Annotated in this window: 7 protein-coding genes; 5 read left to right on the top strand and 2 right to left on the bottom strand. The window is 74.9% G+C overall.

The annotated features are described in order from the left end of the window. Positions 1–11: 11 nt before the first annotated feature. Positions 12–806: an electron transfer flavoprotein subunit beta/FixA family protein gene (locus NP075_RS05650; RefSeq protein WP_227564623.1), complete on the bottom strand. Its 795-nt coding sequence runs from the start codon at positions 804–806 to the stop codon at positions 12–14. A gap of 103 nt (positions 807–909) precedes the next feature. Between NP075_RS05650 and glgX the strand changes: the two genes are divergently transcribed. Continuing rightward, positions 910–3,120 carry a glycogen debranching protein GlgX gene (gene glgX, locus NP075_RS05645; RefSeq protein ID WP_227564624.1) on the top strand — a complete coding sequence of 737 codons (2,211 nt, stop codon included), beginning with the start codon at positions 910–912 and terminating at the stop codon, positions 3,118–3,120. Between the two features lie 28 nt (positions 3,121–3,148). Next, positions 3,149–4,804 (top strand): FAD-binding dehydrogenase, encoded by a 1,656-nt coding sequence (locus NP075_RS05640; protein ID WP_227564625.1) that lies wholly within the window; start codon positions 3,149–3,151, stop codon positions 4,802–4,804. A 28-nt stretch (positions 4,805–4,832) separates the two neighbouring features. Here the strand turns inward: NP075_RS05640 and glgP are convergent, their stop codons facing one another. After that, positions 4,833–7,403 carry an alpha-glucan family phosphorylase gene (gene glgP, locus NP075_RS05635; protein WP_227564626.1) on the bottom strand — a complete coding sequence of 857 codons (2,571 nt, stop codon included), beginning with the start codon at positions 7,401–7,403 and terminating at the stop codon, positions 4,833–4,835. Between the two features lie 237 nt (positions 7,404–7,640). Here glgP and NP075_RS05630 point away from each other — a divergent pair, with 237 nt between their 5' ends. Genes NP075_RS05630 through NP075_RS05620 form a run of 3 tightly spaced genes read left to right on the top strand, consistent with a single transcriptional unit; the run spans position 7,641 to position 13,056 of the window. Beyond that, positions 7,641–9,809, top strand: a complete 2,169-nt coding sequence (locus NP075_RS05630) for an alpha-1,4-glucan--maltose-1-phosphate maltosyltransferase (RefSeq protein ID WP_372456717.1) — start codon at positions 7,641–7,643, stop codon at positions 9,807–9,809. Then, the gene (gene treS / locus NP075_RS05625) at positions 9,806–11,767 is read left to right on the top strand and encodes a maltose alpha-D-glucosyltransferase (protein WP_227564627.1); all 1,962 of its coding nucleotides are present in this window, start codon (positions 9,806–9,808) and stop codon (positions 11,765–11,767) included. Before NP075_RS05630 ends, treS begins: the two co-directional genes overlap by 4 nt. Continuing rightward, on the top strand, positions 11,764–13,056 hold the full coding sequence (locus tag NP075_RS05620) for a maltokinase N-terminal cap-like domain-containing protein (protein ID WP_227564628.1): 1,293 nt from the start codon (positions 11,764–11,766) through the stop codon (positions 13,054–13,056). The genes treS and NP075_RS05620 overlap by 4 nt, the downstream gene beginning before the upstream one ends. Positions 13,057–13,062 lie beyond the last annotated feature (6 nt).

Genomic DNA, 13,062 nt, shown 5'->3' with positions numbered 1-13,062 from the left:
CAGGGCCGGCGTCAGACGAGCTTGCGCTCGACGAGCCAGGCGGCCAGCCGGGTACCGGCGTCGCCGGTGTCGGTGACCAGCACGCGGTCCTCGCGCGGCGGGCGCGGCGCGGCCTCGAGCACCCGGGTGCGGGCGCCGGCCGCGCCGACGGTCGAGGGGTCGACGCCGAGCTCGGCGAGCGTCAGCGTGGTGACCGGCTTCTTGCGGGCGGCCATGATGCCCTTGAAGTTGGGGTAGCGCGGCTCGTTGAGACCGTCGGTGACCGACACGAGAGCGGGCAGGTCCGCCGTCAGCGTCTCCGTCGCGTGGTCCAGGCGCCGGGTGACCGTCGCGGTGCGGGCGTCCGGGTCGACCGTCAGCGAGGACGCGAGCGGCAGCGCCGGCAGGTCGAGCTCCTCGGCGAGCGCGGTGGGCAGCAGCGACGTCAGGCCGTCGAGACCGGCCATGCCGGTGACGACGAGGTCGACCGGTGCGTCGGCGGACAGGTGCCGGACGGCAGCCGCGAGGACCCGGGCCGTGCCGATCGCGTCGGACCCGGCGACGTCGTCGTCGAGGACGTGCACGGCCTCGTCCGCGCCCATCTGCAGGCCCTTGCGGACCGCGTCGACGGCGTCGTCGGGGCCGACGGTCAGCACGACCACCTCGCCGTCGTGCTCCTCCGCGAGCGCGAGCGCGGCCTCGACGGCGTTCTCGTCGAGCTCGTTGAGGGTGCCGTCACCGCCGTCGCGCACGACGCGCCCGTCGGGACCGAGCTGCCGGTCGGACTGGATGTCGGGGACGAACTTCACGCAGACGACGATCCTCACCCCCCGAACGTTACCGCCCGGGCGGCCGCCTGCCGGGCCGGGTGTTCGACAGGTGCAAACGCGCGGGACACGTGCGGGAGGTCCGTCCTGGCACCATGAGGGGGTGAGCGACACCGTGACGACGACCGCGCAGCGGCGCCCGCCCTACCACCTGGGCGTGCACGTCACGGACACGGGAGTCGACGTGGCGGTGCTCGCGCCGCACGCCACGGCCGTCGACCTGTGCCTGCTCGACGGCCCCCTGGACGCGCCCACCGAGCGCCGGGTGCCCCTGTCCGGGCCCCGCCTGGGCCTGTGGACGGCGTCGGTCCCCGGCGTGCGGCCCGGCCAGCGGTACGGGCTGCGCGCGCACGGGCCGTGGGAGCCGACGCACGGGCTGCGGTACAACCCCGCCAAGCTCCTCGTCGACCCGTACGCCCGCGGCCTGGTGGGCGAGCTCGGGTACGGCCCGGCGACGTACGGGCACGTCGTCGGTGACGACCTGACCGGTGACCCCTACGGCCCCGCCGACGACCGCGACTCGGCCGGCCACGTCCCGCACGCGGTGGTCGTCGACACCCGCGCACTGCCGGGCCCGGACCCGGCGGCGAACCGGCCGTGGACGCCGTGGTCGCGCACCGTCGTCTACGAGGCGCACACCAAGGGCCTGACGCGCCTGCACCCGGACGTCCCGGAGGAGCTGCGCGGCACGTACGCGGGGCTCGCGCACCCGGCGGTCCTCGACCACCTCCTCGGGCTCGGCGTGACCGCACTCGAGCTGCTCCCGATCCACGCGTTCACGAGCGAGCCGCACCTCGTCGCCAAGGGCCTGACGAACTACTGGGGCTACTCGACCCTCGGCTTCTTCGCCCCCCACGCGGCGTACGCGACCGCCGCCGCGCGGGCGGCCGGCCCCGCCGCCGTGCTCGACGAGCTGCGCGCGACCGTGCACGCGCTGCACGAGGCCGGCCTGGAGGTGCTGCTCGACGTCGTCTACAACCACACGTGCGAGGGCGGCCTGCCCGGGCAGCACGTCGCGTGGCGAGGTCTCGACAACGCGTACTACTACGCGCACGACGGCGCCGTCCCGGCGACGCTCGTGGACGTGACGGGGACGGGCAACTCGCTCGACTTCCGGCGGACCGGCGTCGTCGCCCTCACCCTCGACTCGCTGCGGTACTGGGCCGACGTCGTCGGTGTCGACGGCTTCCGCTTCGACCTCGCCGTGACGCTCGGACGCGGGCCCGACGGGTACCGCCCGGACCACGCGACGCTCGTCGCGGCCGGTACCGACCCCCGGCTCGCCGGCCTCAAGCTGATCGCCGAGCCGTGGGACGTGGGGCCCGGCGGGTGGCGGACCGGCCAGTTCCCCCCGCCGTTCGCCGAGTGGAACGACCGCTTCCGCAACGCCGCCCGGTCCTTCTGGCTGGCCGACCCGGGCCGCGCGGCGCACGGGCTGCCCGGTCACCGGGTGCGCGAGCTCGCCACCCGCCTGTCGGGCTCGGTCGACCTGTTCGGCGGCGGCGCGCCGCCGTTCGTGCGCGGGCCGCGCGCGTCCGTCAACTACGTCACGGCCCACGACGGCTTCACGCTCGCCGACCTCGTCGCCTACGACCACAAGCACAACGCCGCCAACGGTGAGCAGAACCGTGACGGCTCGGACGACAACCGGTCGTGGAACCACGGCGTCGAGGGGCCCGTCCAGCGCGACTCCCCCGCCGCCGACATCGCGCCGCTGCGGCGCCGCTCCGTGCGGAACGTCTTCGCGACACTCGTCCTGGCCGCCGGCACGCCCATGATCACCGCGGGCGACGAGATGGGGCGCAGCCAGCGCGGCAACAACAACGCGTACTGCCAGGACAACGACATCTCCTGGGTGCGCTGGGACCTGACCCCGTGGCGCACCGCGCAGCTCGCGACCGCACGTCACCTGCTCGCGCTGCGCCGGGACCACCCCGCGCTGCGCACGGAGACGTTCTACTCCGGGGTGCCCCGCACGCCCGGCGGGCCGCCGGACCTCGGGTGGTACGGCGCCGACGGGGAGCCGTTCGACCACGCCCGGTGGCACGACGCGTCGATCCGCACGTTCCAGATGCTCCGGGTGGCCCCGCCGCCCGACGACGACCAGGTGCTGCTCCTCGTCAACGGGGCGCTCGACGCGGTCGACGTCCGCCTCGTCGACGCCGACGACGAGCCGTGGACGCTCGTGTGGGACTCGGTGTGGGAGCACCCGTCGGAGGTCTCGACCGCCGCGATCACCGGCGGCCTGCACCGCGAGGTCGGGAGCGTCACGACGCTCGAGCCCTTGAGCATGCGCGTGTACGTCCGACCCTGACCGGCTCGCCGGGCGGTAGCGTGCGCGCATGACGCACCCCCACGACGTCGTGGTCGTCGGTGCCGGCCTCGCCGGACTGGTCACCACCGCCGAGCTGCTGGCCGCGGGCCGGCGCGTGCTGCTGCTCGACGCGGAGCCGCCCGCGAGCCTCGGTGGCCAGGCGTGGTGGTCGTTCGGCGGGCTGTTCCTCGTCGACTCCCCCGAGCAGCGGCGCCTGGGTGTGCGGGACGGCGCCGACCTCGCGCTCGCGGACTGGCTGGGGTCGGCCGCGTTCCGGGACGACGGGTCGGACCGGTGGGGCCGGGCCTGGGCCGAGGCGTTCGTCGAGTTCGCCGCCGGGGACCTGCGGCCGTGGCTGCACCGCCAGGGCGTGCGCTGGTTCCCGCTGGTGCAGTGGGCCGAGCGGGGCGGGTACCTCGCCGACGGGCACGGCAACTCCGTCCCGCGGTTCCACGTCACGTGGGGCACGGGCCCCGGGTTGCTGGAGCCGTTCGTCCGCGCCCTGCTCACCGGGCACCGGGACGGGCGCGTCGAGGTGCGCTTCCGGCACCGCGTCACGGCCCTGACGACGACCGACGGCCGCGTGACCGGCGTGCGTGGCGACGTCCTCGTGCCGGACGGCGCCGGGCGCGGCGTCCCCTCGTCGCGCGCGGTGCTGCGCCCGTTCGAGGTCGACGCGACCGCCGTCGTCGTCGCCACGGGCGGCATCGGCGCGAACCACGAGCTGGTGCGGGCCACGTGGCCGGCGTCCGCCGGGCGGATGCCGGCGCGCATGCTGTCGGGGGTGCCCGACCACGTCGACGGCTCCGGGATCGAGGCCGCGCGGGACGCGGGTGCGCACGTCGCGCACGCCGAGCGCATGTGGCACTACCCCGAGGGCATCACGAACCACTCCCCGGTGTGGACGTCGCACGGCATCCGCATCCTGCCCGGTCCCAGCTCGCTGTGGCTCGACGCGGACGGCGGCCGCCTGCCGGCACCCCTGTTCCCCGGGTTCGACTCCCTCGGCGCGCTCTGCCACATCACGTCCCGCGGCGACGACCACTCGTGGTTCGTGCTCGACCGCACGATCCTCGGCAAGGAGTTCGCCCTGTCGGGGTCGGAGCAGAACCCCGACCTGACGGGCCGCGACCTGCCGCTGCTGCTGCAGCGCGTGCGCCCCGGCGCCGTGGGACCGGTCGAGGCGTTCGCCGCGCGGTCCCCGGAGTTCGTCGCGGCGGGGACGCCCGCCGAGCTCGCGGCCGGGATGAACGCGCTGAGCGGGACCTCGCGGATCGACGCCGACGCGCTCGCCCGCACCATCGCGCTGCGCGACGCCCAGGTCACCAGCGGGCTCGGCAAGGACCTGCAGGTCACCGCGACGGCGATGGCGCGCCGGTACGTCGTCGACCGCGCGATCCGCGTGGCGCCGCCGCACCGCCTGCTCGACCCGGCGCACGGCCCGCTGTACGCCGTGCGGCTGTCGGTCCTCACGCGCAAGACGCTCGGCGGCCTGGCGACGGACCTGGAGGGCCGCGTGCTGCGCCCCGACGGCGAGGTGCTGCCGGGGCTGTGGGCGGTCGGCGAGGCGTCGGGCTTCGGCGGCGGCGGCGTCCACGGCCACCGCGCCCTGGAGGGCACGTTCCTCGGCGGCTGCCTCTTCACCGGCCGCACGACGGGCCGCGCCCTCGTGGACGCCCTGTGAGCCGGCGCCGCCCGCCGGTTCCGGTCGCTCAGGTGGCCGTCGCGACCAGGCCCGTCGCGGCCACCGAGGTCAGTGCCTCGTGGCGCGGGACGACGCGGACGGTGTACCCGAACGGGCCCGTCGACGTGAGCTCGACCTCGCCCTCGTAGCCGTACCGGTCCGCCTCGTACGCGTCGCCCAGCGTCAGGGCGTCGACCTCGAACCGCTCGATCTCGTCGTCCGGCCCCACGGGCCCGTGCACGACCTGGACCTCGACGTCGTCGGGCGACAGGTCCCCGAGCGCGACCCACGCCTGCACGTGCAGCCGGTCCCCGACCTGCGCCGGCCCGGTGACGCCACCGGAGTCGACGTGGTCCACCCGCACCTGCGGCCAGGCGGCGCGCACGCGCTCCTTCCAGGCGGCGAGCGCGGCCGCACCGGACTGGTCGTCGGCCCCGAGGGACGCGCCCGCCGCGGCGGCGGGCACGTACAGGTGCGCGACGTAGTCCGCGACCATCCGCGTCGCCTGGACCTTGGGGCCCAGGGTCGCCAGGGTGTGACGCACCATGGCGAGCCACCGCCGCGGCACGTCCGCGGGGTCGCGGTCGTAGAACGTCGGCACGACCTGCTGCTCGAGCACGTCGTACAGGGCCGCCGCCTCGGCCGCGTCGCGCGCGCCGGGGTCGTCGACCCCGTCCACCGTGGGGATCACCCAGCCGTTGCCCTCGTCGTGCCACTCGTCCCACCAGCCGTCGAGCACGGACAGGTTGAGGCCACCGTTGAGCGCGACCTTCATGCCCGACGTGCCGCACGCCTCGAGAGGGCGCAGCGGGTTGTTGAGCCACACGTCGCAGCCCGGGTAGAGGGTCGCGGCCATGCGCATGTCGTAGTCCGGCAGGAAGACGACGCGGTGGCGCACGTGGTGCTGGTCGGCGAACGCCACGAGCTCGGCGACGAGCCGCTTGCCCGGCTCGTCCGCGGGGTGCGCCTTGCCGGCGACGACGAGCTGCACGGGGCGCAGCGGGTCGAGGAGCAGGGCCTCGAGCCGCTCGGGGTCGGCGAGCATGAGGGTCAGCCGCTTGTACGTGGGCACGCGCCGCGCGAAGCCGATGGTCAGCACGTCCGGCGACAGCGCGTCGTCGATCCAGTGCAGGTCCGCCGCCGGCGCCCCGCGTCCCCGCCACGACGCCCGCACGCGCCGGCGCACGTCGTCGACGAGCCCTTCGCGCAGGCGTCGGCGCAGACCCCACAGCTCGGCGTCGCTGACCGTGCCCGCGGCGTCCCAGCCGGCGCCCGTGGCCAGGTCGTGCGCGCTCATCCGGCGGGAGGCCAGCGCCGTCAGCTCGGGCGCCACCCACGTCGGGGCGTGCACGCCGTTGGTGATGGAGCCGATCGGCACCTCCTGCGGGTCGAACCCGGGCCACAGGGGCGCGAACATCTCCCGCGAGACCCGCCCGTGCAGCCGCGAGACGCCGTTGGCGCGCCCGGTCAGACGCAGAGCCATGACGGCCATGTTGAACAGCAGCGGGTCACCGCCCTCGTGGTCCTCGGTGCCGAGGGCGACGACGTCGTCGACGGGCAGGTCGCCCTTCTCGTCGAGCGCGGCGACGTACTGCTCCACGACCCGCGTCTCGAAGCGGTCGATCCCCGCGGGCACGGGCGTGTGCGTCGTGAACACGGTCGTCGCGCGCACGAGCTCCAGGGCGGTGCCGAACGACGCGCCGTCGGCGACGAGCTCCCTGATGCGCTCGACGCCGAGGAATCCCGCGTGGCCCTCGTTCATGTGGTGGACCTCGGGCGCCGGCGTCCCTGTCAGGCGCGTGTACGCCCGCAGCGCGCGCACGCCGCCGACGCCCAGCAGCAGCTCCTGCTCGAGGCGGTGGGTGCCCGCGCCGCCGTAGAGCCGGTCGGTGACGGCGCGCGCGGCGTCGTCGTTGTCGGGGACGTCCGAGTCGAGCAGGAGCAGCGGGACGCGCCCGACCTGGGCCACCCGGACGTGTGCGTGCAGCGCACGGCCGCCCGGGAGCGCCAGCGTCACGCGTGCCGGTGTGCCGTCCGCCTCCCGCAGCAGCGTGAGCGGCAGTCCGTCGGGGTCGAGGACGGGGTACGTCTCGGTCTGGCGACCGGTGCGGTCGAGCGCCTGCCGGAAGTACCCGGCGCGGTAGAGCAGCCCCACGCCGACGACGGGGACGCCGAGGTCGGACGCCGCCTTGAGGTGGTCGCCCGCGAGCACGCCGAGACCGCCGGAGTACTGCGGCAGGGCCGCCGCGATCCCGAACTCCGGGGAGAAGTAGGCGATCGACGCCGGGAGGCCGGTGCCCGTCTGGCGCTGGTACCACCGCGGCTGCTCGAGGTAGGTGTGCAGGTCCGCCGCCGCGGCCTGCACGCGCGCGACCTCCTGGGGGTCGGCCGCGAGCGCGTCCAGGCGCGCGCGGTCCAGGGCGCCGAGGAACGCGACGGGGTCACCGGCGACCTGCTGCCACAGAGCCGGGTCGAAGTCCGCGAAGGCGGCACGGGTCGCCGGGTGCCACGACCAGCGCAGGTTGTGCGCCAGCTCGTCGAGGTCACCCAGCGCTGCTGGCAGGACGGTGCGGACCGTGAACCGGCGGATCGCTCTCACGGGCGTGAGACTACGCAGAACGGACGGATCGCACAGCCCTCACGAGGGTGCCGAACCGGACGACCGTCCGAGTGCGCACGTCCCGACGCGAGCGCCGGGTGCGGTGGGTGCACCGCCGCGCCCCCCAGCAGATGCCACGACCCCGGCAGGGCGGATAGGTTCGGGATCGTGACGACTCCCCGCCCCTCTCGTCGCACGTCACCGGCCTCCGCAGGCCGACCACGTGCCGCCGCACCGGTGCCTGCCCCGGAGCCGCCCACAGCCCCGCCGTCGGCACCCGCGGCCGCGTCGGCACCGACGCTCACGTCCGCACCGACGATCAGCTCGGCGCCGACGCCCCCGTCCGCGCCGACGCCCCCGTCCACGCCGACGCCCGCGCCCGACGCCCCCGTCCCCGCGCTCCCGGTGGGACGCATCCCCGTGCTCGACGTCTCCCCCGTCGCGGAGGAGGGCCGCTTCCCCGCGAAGGCCGTCGTCGGCGAGGCCGTCCCGATCCGTGCGACGGTCGTCCGCGAGGGCCACGACGCGCTGGGCGCGACCGCGGTCCTGCTGCGTCCCGACGGCACGGTCCACTCGTGGGAGCGCATGGTCGACATCGCCCCCGGTCTCGACCGGTACGAGGCGCACGTCGTCCCCGACGCGGAGGGCGACTGGTCGTTCCGCGTGGAGGGCTGGTCGGACCCGTACGGCACGTGGGCGCACGACGCGGCGATCAAGGTCGAGGCGGGCATCGACGTCGAGCTCATGCTCACCGAGGGCAGGCTCGTGCTCGAGCGCGCCGCCCGCCGCACGGGCGACGACGCGATGCCGCCGCGGGACGCGCGCGTCCTCGTCGACGCCGTCACCGCGCTCGGCGACACGTCGCGGCCCCCGCTCGCGCGGCTCGCGGCGGCCCTCTCCCCGCAGGTCCGCGACGCGCTCGGCCGCACGCCCCTGCGCGAGCAGCTGACCACCTCCCGCGCGTACCCGCTGGTCGTGCACCGGACGCTGGCGCTCGCCGGGTCCTGGTACGAGATGTTCCCCCGGTCCCACGGTGCGACGTTCGACGAGCCGACGCAGCGCTGGACGTCGGGCACGCTGCACACGGCCGCCAACCAGCTGCCCCGGATCGCCGCGATGGGCTTCGACGTCGTCTACCTGACGCCGATCCACCCGATCGGCACGACGTACCGCAAGGGCCGCAACAACGCGTTGGCCGCCCTGCCGGGCGACCCCGGGTCGCCGTACGCGATCGGATCGCCCGACGGTGGGCACGACGCGATCGACCCCGCCCTGGGCACGTTCGACGACTTCGACGAGTTCGTCGCCCGCGCACGCTCGCTCGGCATGGAGGTGGCGCTCGACCTCGCGCTGCAGGCGTCGCCCGACCACCCGTGGGTGACGGAGCACCCGGAGTGGTTCACCACGCGCGCCGACGGGACGATCGCGTACGCCGAGAACCCGCCCAAGAAGTACCAGGACATCTACCCGCTGAACTTCGACAACGACCCGGAGGGCATCTACGCCGAGGTCCGTCGCGTCCTGCAGGTGTGGATCGACCACGGGGTCACGGCGTTCCGCGTCGACAACCCGCACACCAAGCCCTTGTCGTTCTGGCAGCGCCTGCTGGCGGACGTGCGTGCGTCGCACCCCGAGGTCATCTTCCTGTCGGAGGCGTTCACGCGCCCGGCCATGATGCTGACGCTCGCCAAGGTCGGGTTCCACCAGTCGTACACCTACTTCACGTGGCGGAACACCAAGGCGGAGCTCGAGGAGTACCTGGCCCGCGTCGGCGGCGACGAGGCCGCGTGGCTGCGCCCGAGCTTCTGGCCCACGACGCACGACATCCTCCCCCCGTACCTGCAGGGCGGCGGGGTCAGCGGCTTCGCGGTCCGCGCCGTCCTCGCGGCCATGGGGTCGCCCACCTGGGGCGTCTACTCCGGCTACGAGCTCGTGGAGAACGTCCCGCGTCCCGGCGTCGAGGAGCAGATCGACAACGAGAAGTACGAGTACCGGCCGCGGGACTGGTCGAAGGCCGACGACCTGGGGATCGCGCTGCTGCTCGGGCGGCTGAACGAGATCCGCCGGGCGCACCCGGCGCTGCGACAGCTGCGCGACGTGCGCATCCACCCGACCAGCGACGACGCGCTCGTCTGCTTCTCGCGCCACCTGGACGCGGCGCACTCCCCGACGGGCCGCCCGGACACCGTGGTGGTCGTCGTCAACATCGACCCGCACGCTCCCCGCGCCGGCGTCGTGCGCCTGGACCTCGCGTCGTTCGGCCTGCCGGTGGACCGCCCCGTCGTCGCGCACGACGTGCTGTCGGGTGAGTCGTACGCGTGGGCGAACGAGTTCTACGTGCGTCTCGACCCGCTGGTGCAGGTCGCCCACATCGCCCACCTCGAGCACCCGTACGAGGCACGATGACACCGATCGACCCGCCTGTGCAGGGTGGCGTCCCTGCGTCGGGCGACCCCCGCACGCCCCGCACGCCCGTCCTCGGCACCCCCGCGTCCGACGCGCCCGCGTCGGCAGGTGGTCCGCCGCCGGGCACCCCGCCGCCGGGGTCGTCGCCGTCCCCCGACGCCGTCCCGGGTGCCCCGGCGCCCGTGCCGCTGCCGCCTCCCCCGGCGGTCCCGGACCCCTTCCTGCCCGAGCCGCCCCCGACGACCGCGGCGATCGCGCTGCGCGGGCTGCCGGGACGCCGTCAGCCCGAGGTGCCCGCACCCCCGCCGTCGGGCGCCCGCGACGACCCCGAGTGGTACCGGACCGCGGTGTTCTACGAGGTCATGCTGCGCACGTTCGCCGACTCCGGCGGCAACGGCAGCGGTGACCTGCCGGGCCTCGTGCAGCGGCTCGACTACCTGCAGTGGCTCGGGGTCGACTGCCTGTGGCTGCCGCCGTTCTACCCGTCCCCGCTGCGCGACGGCGGGTACGACGTGTCCGACTACACGGCGGTCGCGCCGCAGTACGGCACGCTCGACGACTTCCGGACCCTCGTCACGGAGTGCCACCGCCGCGGCATGCGGATCGTCGTCGACCTGGTGATGAACCACACGAGCGACCAGCACCCGTGGTTCCACGCGTCGCGGTCCGACCCCGACGGCCCCTACGGCGACTTCTACGTGTGGAGCGACGACAACACCCGGTACCAGGACGCCCGCATCATCTTCGTCGACACCGAGACGTCGAACTGGACGTTCGACCCCGTGCGCCGGCAGTACTTCTGGCACCGGTTCTTCAGCCACCAGCCGGACCTCAACTTCGAGAACCCGCGCGTGGTCGACGCGATGCTCGACGTCGCGCGGTTCTGGCTGCACCTCGGGGTCGACGGGTTCCGGCTCGACGCGGTGCCCTACCTGTTCGAGGCCGAGGGCACCAACTGCGAGAACCTGCCGGAGACGCACGAGTTCCTGCGCAAGGTCCGCCGCGTCATCGACGAGGAGTTCCCCGGTCGCATCATGCTGGCCGAGGCGAACCAGTGGCCCGAGGACGTCGTGCACTACTTCGGCACGGACGACGAGCCCGAGTGCCACATGTGCTTCCACTTCCCGGTGATGCCGCGGATTTACTACGCCTTGCGCGACCAGCGGGCGACGCAGATCGTCGACATCCTGGCGGACACGCCGCCGATCCCGGCGGGCGGGCAGTGGAGCACCTTCCTGCGCAACCACGACGAGCTCACGCTCGAGATGGTCTCGACGGAGGAGCGCGCGTCGATGTACGGCTGGTACGCGCCCGACTCGCGCATGCGCGCGAACGTCGGGATCCGTCGCCGCCTGGCGCCGCTGCTGGACAACTCCCGCAAGGAGATCGAGCTCGCCCACGCGCTGCTGCTGTCCCTGCCGGGCAGCCCGTGCCTGTACTACGGCGACGAGATCGGCATGGGGGACAACATCTGGCTCGCGGACCGCGACGCGGTGCGCACGCCGATGCAGTGGACGCCGGACCGCAACGCCGGCTTCTCGACGGCCGACCCCGGCAAGCTGTACCTGCCGCTCGTGCAGTCGCTCGTCTACCACTACGGCAACGTCAACGTGGAGTCGCAGCTCGCGCAGCCGACGTCCCTGCTGCACTGGGTGCACGGCATGCTCGCGGTGCGCCGCCAGCACCCGGCCCTGGGACGCGGGACCTTCGAGGTCGTGCCGTGCGACAACGAGTCCGTCCTGGCGTTCCTCCGGCAGACGGACGAGGAGACGATCCTCGTCGTCGCCAACCTCGCGGCGACCGCCCGTGCGGCGACCGTGACGATCCAGCCGTACGCGGGCTGGACGACGCGCGACGTGTTCGGCGGCGCCCACTTCCCCGACGTCGCGGCCGACGGGACCATCACGTTCACGCTCGGGTCACGCGAGTTCTACTGGCTCGAGCTGGGGGCGCCGTGATCCTCGACGCCACCGCGCCCGACGCCCTGGACGACGAGCTGCTCGGCCTGCTGCGCGCGTGGCTGCCGCAGCGGCGCTGGTACCCGGCCAAGGGTGTCGACGCGGCCCTGGCGACGGTGGGCAGCGTGCACCTCGCCGACGACGTGCGGGTCCTGCTGGTCCGCACCCGCGCCGACGCCGTGGACGTCGTCCTGCAGGTGCCGCTCGTGCTGGTCGCGGGCCCCGTGCCCGAGGGCACGGACCCGGGCGCGGTGCTCGGCTCGGCCGCGGGCCGCACGGTCGTGGACGCCGCGGGCGACGCGCGCTTCCTCGCGGCGTGGCTCGCCGCCGCCGACGGACCGGGCGCCGAGGTCGACGTCCACGCCGCGCGCGTGGTGACCGGCGAGCAGTCGAACACCTCCGTGGTCCTGCCGGGCCCGGACGGCGTGCCGCGGGGCATCCTCAAGGTGCTGCGCACGCCGGCCGGCGGCGAGAACCCCGACATCGACATCCCGCGACGGCTCGTCGAGGCGGGCTGGGACGGCGTGCCGGCACCCCTGGCCTGGGCCCAGGCGCGCTGGACCGTCCCCGGGCGCGAGCCGGAGGTCGGCTACCTCGGGGTGCTCAGCGCGTTCGTCCCCGGCGCCGAGGACGGGTTCGAGCTGGCGTGCGTGCGGGCCCGTGACGGGCGGGCGATCGGGGACCTGACCCGCGAGCTGGGCGAGACGGTCGCGGGCATGCACGACGCCCTGGTGCGCGCCTGCGGTGCGCAGCCCACGCCCGACGGCGGCCCGGCGCTCGCCCGCGCGCTCACGGAGCGGCTCGCCTGGGCGACCGCGGCGGTGCCGACGCTCGGCACGTACGCGGACCGCGTCCGCGCCGTGGCCGACGAGGTCGCGGCACTGACCGGCACACCCGCTCGCCAGCGCGTCCACGGCGACCTGCACCTGGGTCAGGTCCTGCGGTCGCAGGACCGCTGGTTCGTCATCGACTTCGAGGGTGAGCCGCTGGCCCCGCTGGCCGCGCGGGTGCTCCCCGACCTGGCCCTGCGCGACGTCGCGGGGCTGCTGCGGTCGTTCGACTACGCGGCCGCCGTCGGCGGTCTGACCGGTGAGCCCGCGGCGGCCTGGACCGCCGACGCGCGGGGCGGCCTGCTGGCCGGCTACGGCGTGGTCGACGACGCGACGAGCGCCCTGCTCCTGCGCGCGCTCGAGCTGGACAAGACGCTGTACGAGGCGGTGTACGAGGCGCGCAACCGTCCCGCGTGGGCGCCGATCCCGCAGGCAGGGCTGGACCGGTTGCTCGGCTGACCGCCG

The organism is Cellulomonas wangsupingiae (assembly GCF_024508275.1).
Taxonomy (GTDB): Bacteria; Actinomycetota; Actinomycetes; order Actinomycetales; family Cellulomonadaceae; genus Cellulomonas; species Cellulomonas wangsupingiae.
Note: the sequence above shows the minus strand (reverse complement) of the source record. Positions and strands in the feature narration are given on the sequence as shown.

Excerpts from the sequence above, each read along its gene's own strand:
- NP075_RS05640 (WP_227564625.1), top strand. The coding sequence starts at position 3,149 with ATGACGCACCCCCACGACGTCGTGGTCGTCGGTGCCGGCCTCGCCGGA.
- treS (WP_227564627.1), top strand. The coding sequence starts at position 9,806 with ATGACACCGATCGACCCGCCTGTGCAGGGTGGCGTCCCTGCGTCGGGC.